Source organism: Pseudomonas sp. T1.Ur (genome assembly GCF_023516725.1).
Lineage (GTDB): Bacteria > Pseudomonadota > Gammaproteobacteria > Pseudomonadales > Pseudomonadaceae > Aquipseudomonas > Aquipseudomonas alvandae.
The window spans coordinates 840,219-855,555 of sequence record NZ_JAMGSN010000001.1; the positions used below are offsets into that span (position 1 = coordinate 840,219).

General features: G+C 61.7%; 16 protein-coding genes. 9 read left to right on the top strand and 7 right to left on the bottom strand.

The features are described 5' to 3' along the window. Window positions 1-127: 127 nt before the first annotated feature. The 4 genes from M8Q45_RS03895 to M8Q45_RS03910 all read right to left on the bottom strand — a co-directional run bounded on the left by M8Q45_RS03895 (window position 128) and on the right by M8Q45_RS03910 (window position 3,394). Window positions 128-652: a hypothetical protein gene (locus tag M8Q45_RS03895; RefSeq protein ID WP_249873643.1), complete on the bottom strand. Its 525-nt coding sequence runs from the start codon at window positions 650-652 to the stop codon at window positions 128-130. A gap of 173 nt (window positions 653-825) precedes the next feature. After that, window positions 826-1,875, bottom strand: coding sequence for an alkene reductase (locus M8Q45_RS03900; RefSeq protein WP_249873644.1), 1,050 nt, complete (start codon window positions 1,873-1,875; stop codon window positions 826-828). A gap of 32 nt (window positions 1,876-1,907) precedes the next feature. Further along, window positions 1,908-3,074, bottom strand: coding sequence for an MFS transporter (locus M8Q45_RS03905; protein WP_249873645.1), 1,167 nt, complete (start codon window positions 3,072-3,074; stop codon window positions 1,908-1,910). Between the two features lie 17 nt (window positions 3,075-3,091). Then, window positions 3,092-3,394 (bottom strand): ArsR/SmtB family transcription factor, encoded by a 303-nt coding sequence (locus M8Q45_RS03910; RefSeq protein WP_014336977.1) that lies wholly within the window; start codon window positions 3,392-3,394, stop codon window positions 3,092-3,094. 155 nt (window positions 3,395-3,549) lie between these two features. On the opposite strand from M8Q45_RS03910, the gene M8Q45_RS03915 reads away from it, so the two are divergent. After that, on the top strand, window positions 3,550-4,128 hold the full coding sequence (locus tag M8Q45_RS03915; protein WP_249873646.1) for an acyl carrier protein phosphodiesterase: 579 nt from the start codon (window positions 3,550-3,552) through the stop codon (window positions 4,126-4,128). Window positions 4,129-4,238: 110 nt separating this feature from the next. Here the strand turns inward: M8Q45_RS03915 and M8Q45_RS03920 are convergent, their stop codons facing one another. Next, window positions 4,239-5,033 carry a lysophospholipid acyltransferase family protein gene (locus M8Q45_RS03920; protein ID WP_181286588.1) on the bottom strand — a complete coding sequence of 265 codons (795 nt, stop codon included), beginning with the start codon at window positions 5,031-5,033 and terminating at the stop codon, window positions 4,239-4,241. Further along, window positions 5,033-5,788 carry an L-ornithine N(alpha)-acyltransferase gene (gene olsB, locus M8Q45_RS03925; RefSeq protein WP_249873647.1) on the bottom strand — a complete coding sequence of 252 codons (756 nt, stop codon included), beginning with the start codon at window positions 5,786-5,788 and terminating at the stop codon, window positions 5,033-5,035. Before olsB ends, M8Q45_RS03920 begins: the two co-directional genes overlap by 1 nt. Before the next feature lie 149 nt (window positions 5,789-5,937). On the opposite strand from olsB, the gene M8Q45_RS03930 reads away from it, so the two are divergent. The 5 genes from M8Q45_RS03930 (at window position 5,938) to M8Q45_RS03950 (ending at window position 10,407) form a co-directional block, all read left to right on the top strand. Beyond that, on the top strand, window positions 5,938-6,813 hold the full coding sequence (locus M8Q45_RS03930) for an acyl-CoA dehydrogenase family protein (RefSeq protein WP_249873648.1): 876 nt from the start codon (window positions 5,938-5,940) through the stop codon (window positions 6,811-6,813). Between the two features lie 183 nt (window positions 6,814-6,996). Further along, window positions 6,997-8,091 (top strand): serine hydrolase domain-containing protein, encoded by a 1,095-nt coding sequence (locus M8Q45_RS03935; RefSeq protein WP_249873649.1) that lies wholly within the window; start codon window positions 6,997-6,999, stop codon window positions 8,089-8,091. Next, the gene (locus M8Q45_RS03940) at window positions 8,088-8,399 is read left to right on the top strand and encodes an amidase (RefSeq protein WP_249873650.1); all 312 of its coding nucleotides are present in this window, start codon (window positions 8,088-8,090) and stop codon (window positions 8,397-8,399) included. Before M8Q45_RS03935 ends, M8Q45_RS03940 begins: the two co-directional genes overlap by 4 nt. A gap of 258 nt (window positions 8,400-8,657) precedes the next feature. Beyond that, window positions 8,658-9,248, top strand: a complete 591-nt coding sequence (locus M8Q45_RS03945) for a YceI family protein (protein WP_249873651.1) — start codon at window positions 8,658-8,660, stop codon at window positions 9,246-9,248. A 1-nt stretch (window position 9,249) separates the two neighbouring features. Next, on the top strand, window positions 9,250-10,407 hold the full coding sequence (locus M8Q45_RS03950; RefSeq protein ID WP_249873652.1) for a phospholipase D-like domain-containing protein: 1,158 nt from the start codon (window positions 9,250-9,252) through the stop codon (window positions 10,405-10,407). Between the two features lie 130 nt (window positions 10,408-10,537). On the opposite strand, the gene bglX is transcribed toward M8Q45_RS03950, so the two are convergent. Beyond that, window positions 10,538-12,829 carry a beta-glucosidase BglX gene (gene bglX / locus M8Q45_RS03955; protein WP_249873653.1) on the bottom strand — a complete coding sequence of 764 codons (2,292 nt, stop codon included), beginning with the start codon at window positions 12,827-12,829 and terminating at the stop codon, window positions 10,538-10,540. A gap of 261 nt (window positions 12,830-13,090) precedes the next feature. Between bglX and M8Q45_RS03960 the strand changes: the two genes are divergently transcribed. The 3 genes from M8Q45_RS03960 to M8Q45_RS03975 all read left to right on the top strand — a co-directional run bounded on the left by M8Q45_RS03960 (window position 13,091) and on the right by M8Q45_RS03975 (window position 15,166). After that, window positions 13,091-13,699 carry a LemA family protein gene (locus M8Q45_RS03960; protein WP_249873654.1) on the top strand — a complete coding sequence of 203 codons (609 nt, stop codon included), beginning with the start codon at window positions 13,091-13,093 and terminating at the stop codon, window positions 13,697-13,699. 83 nt (window positions 13,700-13,782) lie between these two features. Further along, window positions 13,783-14,520: a TPM domain-containing protein gene (locus tag M8Q45_RS28365; protein WP_283939004.1), complete on the top strand. Its 738-nt coding sequence runs from the start codon at window positions 13,783-13,785 to the stop codon at window positions 14,518-14,520. Between the two features lie 28 nt (window positions 14,521-14,548). Continuing rightward, window positions 14,549-15,166 (top strand): TPM domain-containing protein, encoded by a 618-nt coding sequence (locus M8Q45_RS03975; protein ID WP_249873655.1) that lies wholly within the window; start codon window positions 14,549-14,551, stop codon window positions 15,164-15,166. The last annotated feature ends 171 nt before the right edge of the window (window positions 15,167-15,337 follow it).

Genomic DNA, 15,337 nt, shown 5'->3' on the forward strand with positions numbered 1-15,337 from the left:
GGGATACTTTATAAGGGCATGCTAGAGCGTGGATAGATAGCGGGCGCTGAATTTTGTAGTGGAATTGTTGCGCTAACGTGCCACCAGGCTTCCAGCTGGCCCACCGGCATGCCGGGTAACGAATCGATCAGCCCAGCGTGACCACCATACTAAAGCTGTACGGATCGGTCGTTAATGCACGTGTGATTCGGGCAGTGCAAGCGATTGGAATAGAACCGGTAGACGTAACTTTGCATGTTCGCACCGGTTTAATCGTTGGTGTAAAGACACCGAATGAAGTGTTCACGCGCAAACCAAATTCAACGCGTACTCCTAATGTCTGGTCGCCGAACACGATGAAGTGACGATACATGGTCTTGCTTGGCGAACCCAGTTTACGGACGTAAGGAAAGTCCTGTGCGAAGGCGGTGACATCTTTATCGGATAGTTGCAGCGAGGCTAGGATGTCGGCGTTCAGGTTAAGACTGTGTTCACTAACATCGAAAGCGTGCTCGGAATTGTTGACCATTTTTAAAATGAAGCGTGTTTTACCTTCTTGGCTCGGTGCCGCCTCCAGGGCCTGGATCTGCTTGTCGTAATGTTCATGGAGCGTTTCCATTTCTGTAGAATCTGTTAGTTGGTTTTGTTCGGGTGTTTGCGGAGGAGTACTCATATTTGTTCTCTCTGAATCGTTATTGAAAGTTGTTGGTCGGCCGTTTTGTTGTGTCGACGAGAACAATATGATGGGCGGCGGTATTTTTTAAAACTCATTGATCTTGACTAAATATTTAACTCATAAAAAAGCCCCGGCTCTTTGAAGTCGGGGCTTTTGATGGGGCAGGTTATTTACATTACTGGGTAATCGATATAACCCACGGGTCCCTTGCCATAGAACGTTTCGGGATGCGGCTCGTTCAATGGCGCGTCGGCTTTCAAGCGTGCTGGGAGGTCCGGATTGGCAATGAACGGCACGCCGAACGCCACGGCGTCAGCCTTGCCCTCTGCCAGCCAGGCATTGGCGCTCTCTTTGGTGAAGCGTTCGTTGGCAATGTATGGGCCGCCGAAGGCTTGCTTGAGCTGTGGGCCTATGCTGTCTTCGCCTTCTTTCTCGCGGGAGCAGATGAAGGCAATGCCACGCTTGCCCAGTTCGCGGGCCACGTAGCTGAAGGTTTCCAGACGATTCTCGTCGCCCATGTCATGGGAGTCTGCGCGTGGCGCCAGGTGCACCCCAACTCGGCCGGCGCCCCAGATTTCGATGGCGGCGTCGGTGACTTCCAGCAGCAGGCGTGCACGGTTCTCCAGGGAGCCGCCGTAGTTGTCGGTGCGCTGGTTGGTGCTGCTTTGCAGGAACTGATCGAGCAGGTAACCGTTGGCGCCGTGGATTTCCACGCCGTCGAAACCGGCGGCCTTGGCGTTTTCGGCACCCACGCGGTAGGCGTCGATGATGTCGGCGATTTCAGCGGTTTCCAAGGCGCGGGGCGTCGGGTAGTCGGCCAACGGGCGCACCAGGCTCACGTGGCCCTTGGGCTGGATGGCGCTCGGCGCCACCGGCAATTCACCGTCCAAGTACGAAGGGTGGGAGATCCGGCCGACGTGCCAAAGTTGCAGGAAAATCTTGCCGCCAGCGCCGTGGACTGCTTTGGTGATGTTGCTCCAGCCACGCACTTGGTCGTTGGACCAGATGCCTGGGGTATCGGGGTAGCCCACGCCCATCGGTGTGACGGAGGTGGCTTCGCTGAGGATCAGGCCGGCGGAGGCGCGTTGGACGTAGTACTCGGCCATCAAGGCGTTGGGTACGCGGCCCGCGTCAGCACGGCAGCGGGTGAGCGGGGCCATGATGATGCGGTTCTTCAGCTCGATGTCGCCGAGTTTGATGGGGTCGAAAATAGTTGCCATGAAATACAACCTCGCAAGTGAAGGATTAAAAGTCAGTGAGTGGCAGGGGCCAGGTCGGCATTGCCGCCCTGGCGGAAAGTGATCAGGGTCACCAGCAGCGCGAGCACGGCCAGCGCGCCCGCCGCCAGGGGCACGGAAGTCAGGCCCAGGCCATGGTCGATGACACTGCCGCCGACCCAGGCGCCCAAGGCATTGCCGATGTTGAAGGCGCCGATATTCAGGGTGGACACCAGGTTGGGTGCGTCTTTGCCGAAGGTCACCACGTTGACCTGCAGTGCCGGCACTGCGGCGAAACAGGCGGTGGCCCAGAGGAACAGCGTGATTTCGGTCGGGATCAGCGCCACGCTGGTCCAGCTCAATACGGTGGACACCACCGCCATGGTCAGGAAAACGCCCATCAGCGTGTTCGCCAGGCTCTTGTCCGCCAGCTTGCCGCCGATGATGTTGCCCAGGGTCAGGCCAAGGCCGATCAGCACCAGGGTCCACGTCACGCCACGGGGCGATACGCCGGTCACTTCACCGAGCAGCGGGGCGACATAGGTGAACAGGGTGAACACCGAGGCGGAGAACAGCGCGGTCATGCTCAACGACAGCCACAGGCCCGCCCCTTTGAGCGCCACCAGTTCCGAACGCATGTCGAGTTTTTCCTCGTCGCGCTTGGCCGGCAGGAAGCGAATCAGGCCGATCAGGGCGACTACGCCGATGATCGTCACCGCCCAGAAGGTCGAACGCCAGCCGGCTTGCTGGCCCAACGCGGTGCCCAGCGGTACGCCAAGCACGTTGGCCAGGGTCAGGCCGGTGAACATCAGGGCCACGGCCGAGGCACGCTTGTTCGGCGCCACCAGGCCGGCCGCCACCACCGAACCGATGCCGAAGAACGCACCGTGGCACAGGGCGGTGACGACTCGCGCAAACATCAGCACGTTGTAGTCGCTGGCGACGGCGCAGAGCAGGTTGCCAATGATGAAAATCCCCATCAGCGCCACCAGCGCGGCCTTGCGCGGCAGCCGCGCGGTGGCCAGGGCCATGAATGGCGCACCCATCGCCACGCCCAGGGCGTAGCCGGTCACCAGCCAGCCGGCGCCGGGAATCGACACGCCGAGGTCCGCCGCTACATCGGGCAACAGGCCCATGATGACGAATTCCGTCGTGCCGATGGCGAAGGCGCTCAGCGCCAGGATGAAGAGGGAAAGGGGCATGTCGAATCCTTGTCAGGTCAGAGCTCTTGGCTCATTTGCTTGAGGAACTGCTGGATCACGTCTTCGTTGCGTTTGAAGAAGTGCCACTGACCGACCTTCTGGCTGGTGATCAACCCGGCCCGTTGCAACACCGCCAGATGCGCGGAGACCGTGGATTGCGACAGGCCGCAACGCTGGTCGATCTGGCCGGCACAAATGCCGAATTCATGGTTGTGCAACTGCTCGGGAAACTGGACCTTGGGGTCCTTGAGCCAGTTGAGGATGTCTCGCCGTACTGGGTGCGCCAGGGCTTTTATTATTTCGTCGAGGTCGAGGGTCATGGTGGCAGGCTCGGGTGAGTAAAACGCTATATCGCGATGAGGCGAACCTTAAATCGTTATTTCGCGATATACCAATATGTATTTGATCTGAACCCCGAACAAATCGCTATATCGGGTTATAACGATATGGGCGCGGTGGTGCTAAGCTGCCCGCCATGAACTACCTCGCGCACCTGCACCTCGGCGGCCCTGGCCGGGAACAACTGCTCGGCAGCCTCTATGGCGACTTCGTCAAAGGGCCGCTGCAAGGGCAATTCGACCCGCGGATCGAAGCAGCGATTGCCCTGCATCGACGCATCGACATGTACACCGATCGCCATCCGTTGGTGGATATCGCCTTGTCGCGCTTTTCCACGGTGCGACGGCGTTATGCCGGGATCGTGCTCGATGTGTTTTTCGACCATTGCCTGGCCCGGGATTGGACGCTGTACGGTGAGGGGCCGCTGATGGACTTCACCTCCCGCGTCTACCAGGTTCTCGCCGCCGAACCGCAGTTGCCGGGGCGCCTGGCGCACATCGCACCGTTCATGGCGGCGGATGACTGGCTGGGGTCCTATCAGGAATTCGAGGTGATCGGGCAGGTGCTGCGCGGCATTTCCCGGCGCTTGTCACGGCCGGAGGCGCTGGCGGGGGCGATGGGGGAGTTGGTCCAGCTTTACGAGCCGTTGAGCGAGGACTTTCGGTTGTTCTATCCGCAGCTTCAGGATTTTGTGCGAAACCAAGTCACACCATGAACCCATGTGGGAGCGAGCTTGCTCGCGATAGCGGTATATCAGCCAGAACATCTGCTGAATGTTGAATCGCTATCGCGAGCAAGCTCGCTCCCACAGGGATCTCACACGGATCAAGCCGCAATCGCCGCCGGCCGCACCGGCACTGGCTGCTTCTCTGGCATCTCGCCAAACAACGCCCTGTGCACCGCCTGCTGCGCCTGGAACGCCAGCGCCGCGCGTTCCTGGCCGTGGCAGGCAATCGGTTCCAGCAGATGGATTTCCACGTCGCCACGATCATTGGCGAACAGCCGCATCAGGTGCGACAGCAAATCATCGTCACCAATGAACGGGGCCAGTGAATCCGGTTCGCCGTTGCGCAGGTAACGGATCGCCACCGGTTGCAACGCGACGTCGGCATCGATGGCCGCCGACAACAGGCGACCGTGGAAGGTGCGCAGCGAACGGCCATCGGTGGTGGTGCCTTCCGGGAACATCAACAGCGGATGAGCCTGTTCAAGATGACGGCTCATCTGTTTGCGGATCAGCTGGCTGTCGCCCGAACCGCGACGGATGAACAGGCTGCCGGCCTTGGCAGCCAGCCAGCCGGCCACCGGCCAGGTGCGCACTTCGGCCTTGGACAGGAACGACAGCGGCGTGAGCATGCCCAGCAGCGGAATGTCGGTCCAGGACACATGGTTGCTGACCCACAGCATCGGCTGGCGGGGCAGTTGGCCGTGGACCGTCACCGAAAAGGGCAGGGCATTGGTCAACCGCGTCATGAAAAATCGCGACCAACGCTGGCGACGGACCATGGAGTTGGCAATGCCCAGGCGTTCGAACAGGCCGAACACGCTGGCCATGCCCAGGCCCAGCGCAACCACCAGCAATACTCGCGCGATGCGCGCGTACACCCGCAACCGGCTCATCAGACCGCAGCCTTGAAGTGACGGGCGTAGCGTGGGCAGAGTTCGTCGCGCTTGAGCAGGATGAACACGTCGGCCACCTGGAAATCTTCATCCCAGCACGGCTCGCCGCAGATCTTCGCGCCCAGGCGCATGTAGGCCTTGAGCAACGGTGGCATCTCGGCGATGACGTTGGACGGTACGTCCAGGCTCGGCAGGGGCTTTTTCGGCACCGCCTGCAGGTGTTCGGTGCACAGGTAGCGTTCGCGCAGGCGCTGCATGATCGCCTGGGCCTGGATGCCGCCGTCCTGCATGGGGATGCTCGCGCAACCCATCAGGTAGCTGTAGCCGCCTTCGTTGAGGACTTCGGCCAGTTCGCCCCAGAGCACCGCGATGGTGCCGCCGTTGCGGTAGGCCGGGTCGACGCAGGTACGGCCGATTTCCAGGATCGGGCCTTGCAGATGAACCAGGCCGTGGAGGGCGAATTCTTCTTCGCTGTAGAACCGGCCCAGGCTGCTGGCAGCCTGGTGATCAAGCAGTCGGGTGGTCGCCACGAGGCGGCCGGTGTTCAGGTCGCGTACGCCGATGTGGGCGCAGTGAACATCATAGTCATCCATGTCCAGACCCATTTCCGCGCCTTTGAGCTTGGCGTTGAATTCGCCGCTGAAGACGTTGAAGCGCAGGGCCTGTGCTTCTTGCAAGGCCTGGGCGCCGATCAGGCGTTCGGCTTGCAGGCGGCGTTCATTGCCGGTGTCGCGGATGCGGGCGATCTGGGTCATAGCGAATCTCCGTGCGGGCTGTCGTCTTGGGTTGAGCCAATCGACTTTCTTTATGCAGCCATGTTGTGCAAAGTCAGGCTATGTAGCCCCGGTGTCATCGCCATGAAGCTTTGGTGATGCTTATATGACAGCCCACAAAGGAGGCCCTCATGCCTTGGCAAACCCTGATCGAACGCGGCGAGCGGCTGCCCGCCTGGGCGGATCTGGCTGAAGGTTATGCCGCGTTGTTGCACCGCCTGGGGTCGGTCACGCCGTTCGAGTTGGCCGTGGTCGGGGCGCGGTTGATGGCGACGCCTGGGCTGGCGTTCCTGGTGGGCTACCAGGCGGCGCTGCGGGCGCTTTGGCCGAGCGCGCCGCAAAGCCTCGGCGCGTTGTGTGCCACCGAGCAGCGCAGCCTGCGACCGGCGGATATGCAGACCCGGCTGACCGACTTGCGAGTGAACGGACGCAAGGATTTCGTCACCGCGGGCGATGCGGCCGAATGGCTGTTGGTCGCGGCCCGAAGCGAGGCGCCGGAAGATGAGCGAGCACGATTGAGCCTGGCGGTGGCCTACGCAGGCGAACCGGGTGTGGTGCTGGAAAAACTCCCGAGCCTGCCCTTCATGCCGGATGTCAGCCATGGTCGGGTGCTGCTGGATGGCGCGCAGTGCGAACTGCTGGCGGGTGACGGCTGGGACGCCTACGTCAAACCGTTTCGTTCCCTGGAAGACCTTTACGTGCTCAGCGCGATGACCGCCTGGTTGTATGGCGTCGGCCAGGAATGCGCCTGGCCCCAGGCGTTGCGGTTGCGTCTGTTGGCATTGCTCGCCGGTTGCGCGGAGGCGAGCCGCCACAATCCTTCGAGTGCTGCCACGCATGTGCTGCTGGGTGGGCTGTTCGCCCAGTTCCAAGGGCTCGACGCCGAACTGAACGACGCCCTGGCCGGTGGACCTGCGCCGTGGCGTGAGATGTGGGGGCGTGACAAAGCGGTGATGGACATCGCGGCGGGGGCGCGGGCCAAGCGGTTGGACAAGGCGTTGGGGTAGCCCTCCAAAACACCTGACCCTTGTGGGAGCGAGCTTGCTCGCGATGGCGGAGTGTCAGTCAAGAACAGGGCGACTGCCGAACCGCTATCGCGAGCAAGTTCGCTCCCACAGGGACTGCCCAACACTCGAAACTGTCATCGAGTCTGAATAGGATTTAAAGGTTCACCTCTGCGAGCCCCGTGCATGTCCAAAGGCTGGTTGTTGCTCCCGTTCCTACTGCTGACCCTGACGGCCCAGGCCGAAGACTGGCCCGCCGAGCAATGGCCGACTGGCCCGACCCCAACCGGGCCGGCCATCGAAGCCCTGGAGCAATACGCCTTCGTGCCACGGGACGACGCCACCCGCCAAGGCATTCGCACCGACGCGCTGCTGGTGATCCAGGACGGTCGGCTGGTCTACGAACGCTACGCCGGACCGACTGACGCACAGACCCCGCACCTGACCTGGTCCATCAGCAAAAGCCTGCTGGCGACGGTGTTCGGCGTGGCCTACGGTGAAAAACGCTTTGCCCTGGATGACCCGGCGGCCCGGTACTACCCGCCGCTGAAGCGACACCCGGGCATGACCCTGGCCGATCTGTTTCATTGGGCGTCCGGCCTGGACTGGCAAGAAGACTACGAATACGCGCCGCTCAATTCTTCGGTCGTGGCGATGCTCTATACCCGCGGACGCCAAGACATGGCGGCGTTCACCGCCGCGCACGACAGCTTCATCCCGCCCGGCCAGGTGTTCCGCTATTCCAGCGGCGACAGCAATCTGCTGGCGGCAGCACTTACATATATCGTCGGCCCGGCGAGCTATGCCGATTATCCCTGGACAGCCTTGTTCGATCCCTTGGGCATCCGTCACGCGACCTGGGAAACCGACGCCAGCGGCACCTTTGTCGGTTCGTCCTATGCCTATCTCACGGCTCGGGACCTGGCGCGTGTCGGCCTGTTGATGCAACGGGATGGCCGCTGGGGCGAGCGGCAATTGATTCCCAAGGATTGGATTGCGTTCAACCGCGAGCCTTTCACCCGCTTCCAGGCCGGCCAGGACGAAGCCGTGCCCGGCGGACACTGGTGGCTCAATCGCGCCGCCGATCCATCGATCCGCCCGTGGCGGGATGCGCCACCGGATACCTTCGCCGCGCTGGGGCATTGGGGCCAGGCGCTGTACATCATTCCCAGCGCCAGGTTGGTGATCGTGCGCTACGGCGACGATCGCGACGGCAGCTATCGCCACAACGAATTGCTCAAGCGCGCCATGGCGGCTTTCGCCGGGACGGTGCAGCCATGATGCGCAACGTGTCGCTTACCTTGATGGCGGTGCTGCTGGTTGCCCTGTCCGGTTGGTTCTGGCAGGAGCGGGTGGCGTTGCGCGCGTTTCCCGACATCATCAGCGCCTATACCGCCAAGGAATATTGTTCGTGCCGCTATGTGATGCAGCAACCGGCCGACTATTGCCGCGGCTATGTGAAGCAGTCGGTGCCCACCCACGACTTTCTCGACACACCTGAAGCCAAGCGCATCACCGTCAGCGGCTTGGGGCGCAGCCACAGTGCGCGGTGGATGGGGGAGCGGCAGGGGTGTCGGTTGGAACCCTGAATGGCGAGGGGAGCTTGCTCCTCCGGGCTCTGTAGGAGCTGGAGAAGCCTGCGATCTTTTGATCTTTCGCTTGAGATTCAAGTGCCTGGGGGAGAGATCGCAGCCTCGCTTCGCTCGGCAGCTCCTACACGGCTCCTGCGCAGCTCCTGCATAGATCTGCGCGCCTAAGCCCAGCTGGAGCATTGTTACAAAGACAGTTTGCAAGCGCCCTCGGCCCGGTTAAGGTTCGCCACAGGTTTATCTGCCCCCCGAGTCTGTATGTTCAAGCGGTCTTTCTCCCATATCGTCACCACCTTGCTGCTGGCCTGCGCCGCGCTGCCGGCCGAGGCCGATTGGTACCTGGATGGCGAGTCGTCACGGCTCTCTTTTATCAGCAGCAAAAACGGCAACGTCTCCGAGGTCCAGCGTTTCCTCGTGCTGCACGGCCAGGTCCAGCCCAAGGGCCTTGCGCGACTGGAGGTCGAACTCGAATCCATCAACAGCGGCATTCCCCTGCGGGACGAGCGCATGCGCGCCGAGTTGTTTGAAATCAAGCAGTTCGCCGAGGCCACCATCACTGCGCAGCTCGACCTGATACCGATCCAGGATTTGGCCAATGGCGCGCAACTGGAACTGCGCCTGCCGGTGACGGTGGATTTGCATGGCAAGCAGCACGAATACAACGTTCAACTGCTGGCGACGCGCCTGGACGAGCGTCGCTTCCAGGTCGTGACCCTGGAGCCAGTCGTGCTCAACGCAGCGGATTTCGATCTGGCGCCGGGTTTGGAAACGCTTCGGACATTAGCCGGATTGTCGGCCATCAGCTTGTCGGTGCCGGTGAATGCGGTACTGATCTTCACGGCGCGCTGACATGAGCGGCCCGGTATTCCCTTGGCGCGAAGGCAATCGCTTCGAGCTGTTGATCGACGGTCCGCAGTTTTTCCCGCGCATGCTGGTGGAGATTGCCCGCGCCCAGGAACAGGTCGAACTGGAGTTGTACCTGGTGGAGGCGGGCGCGTGCGCCGAGGCGATGGTCCAGGCCCTCGTCCAGGCCGCCGAACGCGGCGTTCGCGTGCGCTGCCTGTTCGATGACTATGGCAGCCTGGCGTTTACCCTGGGCCTGCGCAATCGCCTGGTCCAGGCGGGCGTGGAGCTGCGTTTCTACAATCGCCTGAGTTGGCGCCGCTGGGTGCGCAATCTCTACCGCGATCACCGCAAGCTCCTGCTGGTCGACCAACGCTTGGCGGTGGTCGGTGGCACCGGGGTGACCGATGAGTTCTGGAACCCCTTGGATGACCACAGTGACTGGCATGAAGTGATGGTGGAAATCGTCGGTCCGCTGGTGCTCGATTGGCAGTTGCTGTTCGACCGCCAATGGCTCGCCAACCGCCATCGACGGGCCTGGAAACCAGCGTCCAATTTCGGCTTGCCGCGCCTGCCTCGCGTACCACCGGTGGGCGAGGGCATGGGCCGGGTGGCGTATGCCGACGCCCGCCAGCACCGCGACATCCTGCAGTCACTGTCCCGGGCATTGAACAGTGGCCAGAAACGCATCTGGATGGCCACGCCCTATTTCCTGCCGACCTGGAACGTGCGCCGCTCGCTGCGCAAGGCCGCCGCGCGGGGCATCGATGTGCGCCTGCTGCTGACCGGCCCGCGCACCGATCATCCGTCCGTGCGTTACGCCGGCCATCGCTATTACCCGCGCCTGCTCAAGGCCGGGGTGAAAATCTACGAATACCAACCCTGTTTCCTGCACTTGAAAATGGTGCTGGTGGACGATTGGGTCAGCATCGGCTCGTGCAATTTCGACCACTGGAACCTGCGCTTCAACCTCGAAGCCAACCTGGAGGCACTGGACTCCGGGCTGAGCAAGGCCGTGGCGGCCAGTTTTGAACGGGACTTCGAGCAGAGCCTGCAAGTGAGCCTCGACGCGTGGCAGCGCCGGCCATTGTGGAAGCGTTTCAAGCAGCGGTTGTGGGGGCTGGTGGATCGGGTGGTGGTGAACCTGCTGGATCGGCGGGGCTAACCCATCCACCGCAAAACCAATGTGGGAGCGAGCTTGCTCGCGATGGCGGCCTGACAGTCGATGATGCGGTGACTGATGAGGCCTCATCGCGAGCAAGCTCGCTCCCACAGGGTATTTCAATGTTGCTGGGTCAGAGCAACTCGAAACTCTGTTGCTTCACATCCTGGGAATCCAGGCCGATCTGCACGTTGAATTTGCCCGGCTCTGCGGCGTACTTGAGCTGGGCGTTGTAGAACTTCAGGTCGTCTTCGGTGATGTCGAAGTGGATGACCTTCTTCTCGCCGGCCTTGAGCATCACCTTGCGGAAGTTCTTCAGCTCTTTCACCGGCCGGATGATCGAGCCGGTCACGTCCTGGATGTACAACTGCACCACGGTCTCGCCGTCGCGGTCGCCGGTGTTTTCCAGGGTGATGCTGGCATCGAGCTTGCCGGTCTTGTTCAGCGTGGTGGACGACAAGGCCATGTCCGACAGGCTGAACGTCGTGTAGCTCAGGCCGTAGCCGAACGGGTAGAGCGGGCCGGTGGTGTCATCGAAGTACTGCGAGGTGTAGTTGCCTGGTTTGCCCGGCGTGAACGGTCGACCGATGCTCAGGTGGTTGTAGTAGGTAGGAATCTGCCCGACGGAGCGTGGGAAGGTGATTGGCAACTTGCCCGAAGGGTTGTAGTCACCGAACAGTACGTCCGCGATGGCATTGCCGCCTTCGGTGCCGCTGAACCAGGTTTCCAGGATCGCATCGGCCTGTTGTCTTTCTTCGAGCAGCGACAGCGGACGGCCATTCATCAGCACCAGCACCAACGGCTTGCCGGTGGCTTTCAGGGCCTTGATCAGCTCGCGCTGGCTGGCGGGGATGTTCAGCTCTGTGCGGCTCGACGATTCATGGGACATGCCACGGGACTCGCCCACGGCGGCCACGACCACGTCCGCTTCCTTGGCGGCTTTTACCGCTTCATCGATCAATACCTGGGCCGGACGCGGGTCGTCCACGACTTCAGGGGCGTCGAAGTTGAGGAAGTTCAGGTAGTCGAGCACTTTCTTGTCGCCGGTGATATTGGCGCCACGGGCGTAGATCAGCTTCGACTCGCCGCCCAATGCGCGGGCCATGCCGTCGTACACGGTGACCGACAGCGCCGGACGCCCGGCGGCGGCCCAACTGCCCATCATGTCGATCGGCGCCTTGGCCAGCGGGCCGACCAGGGCGATCTTCGCGGTTTTCTTCAGGGGCAGGGTCTGGTTGCGGTTTTCCAGCAGCACCAGGCTGCGGCGCGCCACGTCGCGGGCATCGGCGCGGTGCATGCGGCTGTCGGCGTAGACGTCGGCAGGATCATCCTCGGCCTTGCCGATACGCAGGTACGGGTCCTTGAACAGGCCCATGTCGTACTTGGCGGCCAGCACTTCGCGCACCGCATTGTCGATGTCGCTCTGCTCGATCTCGCCAGCCTTGAGCAGCCCCGGCAGTTCCTTGCCATAGAGCGAGTCGTTCATGCTCATGTCGATGCCGGCCTTGATCGCCAGTTTGGCCGCCTCGCGACCGTCCCGGGCGACGCCATGCTTGATCAACTCGAAAATCGCGCCGTGGTCGCTGACGGCCAGGCCCTTGAAACCCCATTCCTTGCGCAACAGATCGTTCATCAGCCAGGTGTTGGCGGTGGCCGGTACGCCGTTGATGGAGTTCAGCGCGACCATCACGCCGCCCGCGCCAGCGTCGATGGCGGCGCGGTAGGGCGGCAGGTAGTCCTGGTACATTTTCACCGGGCTCATGTCCACGGTGTTGTAGTCCCGGCCGCCTTCCACCGCGCCGTACAGGGCGAAGTGCTTGACGCTGGCCATGATGCTGTCGGCCGCGTTGGCGCCGCTGCCCTGGAACGCCTTGACCATCACCCCGGCAATGCGCGACACCAGGTAGGTGTCCTCGCCAAAGCCTTCGGAGGTCCGGCCCCAGCGTGGGTCGCGGGAAATATCGACCATCGGTGCGAAGGTAATGTCGAGGCTGTCGGCCGCCGCTTCCTTGGCTGCGATGCGGCCGGAGCGGTAGATGGCGTCCATGTCCCAGCTCGAGGCCAGGGCCAGGGGAATCGGGAAAATCGTGCGATGGCCATGGATCACGTCGTAGGCGAAGAACATCGGGATCTTCAGCCGGCTGCGCATGGCCGCGTCCTGCATCGGACGGTTTTCATCGCGGGTAATGGAGTTGAACGTGCCGCCGATGTTGCCGGCGGCGATTTCCTTGCGGATCATCTCCCGGGGCATTTCCGGGCCGATGCTGATCAGGCGCAGTTGGCCGATCTTTTCCTGAAGGGTCATCTGTTTCATCAGGTTACTGATGAAAGCGTCCTTGTTCTCTATGGGGGCTGGCGGGTTGTCGGCTAATACGGATTGACTGGCCAGGGTGACAAGCAGGCCCAGCAAACACAGCTTCTTCATGAATAGTTTTCTCGCAAGCCTAAAGGGCGGTGATCAGTACACGCCGGTCAGCCTAAATGTGAGGAGCGGCTATTGTTGTTCGGGTGTTATCCAATTAAATGCAGCACACTTTCGAACCTGTGGCGATGAACTTAGTTTCGCACCGCGCATCTTTTAGCCCATAGACCCGATTCGATCCAGTGCGGCGGCGATTATGCCCCAGACACCGGCAAGATAGGTGGCGGTGTTTTGTTAATGCGATGCAACGGAGAGCTACACCTGATGAATCCACGACTGAACCACCGCAGCGCGCTGCAACTGCTGGCCCTGATGCTGTTCACCACACTGCTGGCCGGTTGCGGCATCAACAACATCCCGACGCTCGACGAACAGGCCAAGGCGGCCTGGGGCCAGGTGCAGAACCAGTACCAGCGCCGCGCCGACCTGATTCCCAACCTGGTGGAGACGGTCAAGGGCTACGCCCAGCATGAGCAGGAAACCCTGACAGCAGTGATCGAAGCGCGGGCCAAGGCCACTTCGATCCAGGTCGATGCCAGCACTCTGGACAATCCGGAAAAACTCAAGCAGTTCCAGCAAGCCCAGGACCAGTTGAGCGGCGCATTGAGCCGCTTGATGGTGGTGTCCGAGCGCTACCCGGACCTGAAGGCCAACCAGAACTTCCTGGCCTTGCAGTCGCAACTCGAAGGCACCGAAAACCGCATCGCCGTGGCGCGTCGTGACTTCATCCTGGCGGTGCAGAAATACAACACCGAAATCCGCACCTTTCCCGGTCGCCTGTGGCACAGCGTGATGTACAGCGACTTGCCGATCCGCGAGACCTTCGAGGCCACCAGCCCGAATGCCGAAAAAGCGCCTGAAGTGAAGTTCTGATGAAACAGCCTCAAGTTTCAAGCTGCAAGTTTCAAGCTCAGGTAACGCGTACTGCTTTCGGCTTGAGGCTTGCTGCTCGAGGCTTGAAGCTGTTCGCGTTGTTGCTGTGGGCTTTGGCAGCCACCGCCCAGGCCGAATTGAGCTTCCCGGCATTGACCGGGCGGGTGGTGGACTCCGCCCAGATGCTCGACCCGTCGGTTCGCACGCAACTCGATGCGCAACTCAAGGCCCACGAACAGGCCACCGGTGAACAAGTGGTCGTCGTCACGCTGGCCAACCTCCAGGGCGCCAGCATCGAAGACTTCGGCTATCAATTGGGCCGCCACTGGGGCATCGGGCAGAAAGACAAAAACAACGGCGCGCTGCTGATCGTCGCCCGCGATGATCGTAAACTGCGCATCGAAGTGGGCTACGGCCTGGAGGATCGTCTGACTGACGCCCAGAGTTCGGTGATCATCAACCAGGTGATCACCCCGGCGTTCAAGACGGGCAATTTCAACAAGGGCATCAGTGATGGCGTGGCGGCGATGCTCGTGGTCCTGGGCGGCAGTTCCCTCGATGAACCGGCAGCCGCGTACAACGCGGGTGAGCAGGACGAGAGGGATTTCGTCGAGCGCCACCCGGGGCTGTTCATCTTCCTGGCGATGCTTTTCATCCTGACGATATTCGTCTGCCAAGTGCTCGGTATCCTGCCCAGCGGCGGCGGTTCCGGTGGTAGCAGTTACAGAAGCGGCGGTGGTGGCTTCGGTGGCAGCGGAGGCGGTGGCTTCAGCGGTGGTGGCGGCAGTTTCGGGGGCGGCGGTTCGTCGGGCGGCTGGTGACAACAATAATGGGCGGGCTTTTTTAAACATGGCATTACTGACTGAACACGAACAACGCAAAGTGGCCGAGGCCATCGCCCGGGTCGAGCGCGATACCGACGCCGAACTGGTCACGGTGCTTGCCGCCCGCGCCGATGACTACGCCTACATCCCGTTGCTCTGGGCCAGCCTGCTGGCACTGGTGGTTCCCGGCGCCCTGCAATACCTGACGGGCTGGCTGACCCTGCACAGTCTGCTGTGGGTGCAATGGGCCAGTTTCATCGTGTTGTGCCTGGTGTTTCGCATTCCTCGCGTCACCACGCACCTGATCCCTCGCTCCGTACGCCACTGGCGGGCTTCCAACCTGGCGCGCCGGCAATTTCTCGAACAGAACCTGCACCATACCGTGGGCAGCACCGGCATGTTGATCTTCGTCTGCGAGGCCGAGCGCTATGTGGAGATCCTGGTGGACGAGGGTATTTCCAAGCAACTCGACAATACACATTGGGATGCGATTGTCGCGGCGTTCACCCAGCAGGTTCGCCAAGGGCAGACGTTGCAGGGTTTTGTGACATGCATCGAGGCCTGCGGCGAATTGCTCAAGGAGCACGTACCGGTGACCCATGCGCGTAATGAATTGCCGAATCGGTTGGTGGTTTTAAGCTGATGTTTGCCCGGTCATCGTGGCGAGGGCGCGTGCTCCCGCTGGACCGCGCGTAGGAGCTGCCGAGTGCAACGAGGCTGCGATCTTTCCACAGACATTTGAGTCTTAAGCGAAAGATCAAAGATCGTCCGAACGCGGCCCGAGCCTTCGCCAGCTCCTGCAGAGCCGAGCGGG

What these genes read in the sequence shown, in the direction of transcription:
- M8Q45_RS03895 (WP_249873643.1), bottom strand. Translation starts at nt 652, where the DNA reads ATGAGTACTCCTCCGCAAACACCCGAACAAAACCAACTAACAGATTCT.
- M8Q45_RS03900 (WP_249873644.1), bottom strand. Translation starts at nt 1,875, where the DNA reads ATGGCAACTATTTTCGACCCCATCAAACTCGGCGACATCGAGCTGAAG.
- M8Q45_RS03905 (WP_249873645.1), bottom strand. Translation starts at nt 3,074, where the DNA reads ATGCCCCTTTCCCTCTTCATCCTGGCGCTGAGCGCCTTCGCCATCGGC.
- M8Q45_RS03910 (WP_014336977.1), bottom strand. Translation starts at nt 3,394, where the DNA reads ATGACCCTCGACCTCGACGAAATAATAAAAGCCCTGGCGCACCCAGTA.
- M8Q45_RS03915 (WP_249873646.1), top strand. Translation starts at nt 3,550, where the DNA reads ATGAACTACCTCGCGCACCTGCACCTCGGCGGCCCTGGCCGGGAACAA.
- M8Q45_RS03920 (WP_181286588.1), bottom strand. Translation starts at nt 5,033, where the DNA reads ATGAGCCGGTTGCGGGTGTACGCGCGCATCGCGCGAGTATTGCTGGTG.
- olsB (WP_249873647.1), bottom strand. Translation starts at nt 5,788, where the DNA reads ATGACCCAGATCGCCCGCATCCGCGACACCGGCAATGAACGCCGCCTG.
- M8Q45_RS03930 (WP_249873648.1), top strand. Translation starts at nt 5,938, where the DNA reads ATGCCTTGGCAAACCCTGATCGAACGCGGCGAGCGGCTGCCCGCCTGG.
- M8Q45_RS03935 (WP_249873649.1), top strand. Translation starts at nt 6,997, where the DNA reads ATGTCCAAAGGCTGGTTGTTGCTCCCGTTCCTACTGCTGACCCTGACG.
- M8Q45_RS03940 (WP_249873650.1), top strand. Translation starts at nt 8,088, where the DNA reads ATGATGCGCAACGTGTCGCTTACCTTGATGGCGGTGCTGCTGGTTGCC.
- M8Q45_RS03945 (WP_249873651.1), top strand. Translation starts at nt 8,658, where the DNA reads ATGTTCAAGCGGTCTTTCTCCCATATCGTCACCACCTTGCTGCTGGCC.
- M8Q45_RS03950 (WP_249873652.1), top strand. Translation starts at nt 9,250, where the DNA reads ATGAGCGGCCCGGTATTCCCTTGGCGCGAAGGCAATCGCTTCGAGCTG.
- bglX (WP_249873653.1), bottom strand. Translation starts at nt 12,829, where the DNA reads ATGAAGAAGCTGTGTTTGCTGGGCCTGCTTGTCACCCTGGCCAGTCAA.
- M8Q45_RS03960 (WP_249873654.1), top strand. Translation starts at nt 13,091, where the DNA reads ATGAATCCACGACTGAACCACCGCAGCGCGCTGCAACTGCTGGCCCTG.
- M8Q45_RS03975 (WP_249873655.1), top strand. Translation starts at nt 14,549, where the DNA reads ATGGCATTACTGACTGAACACGAACAACGCAAAGTGGCCGAGGCCATC.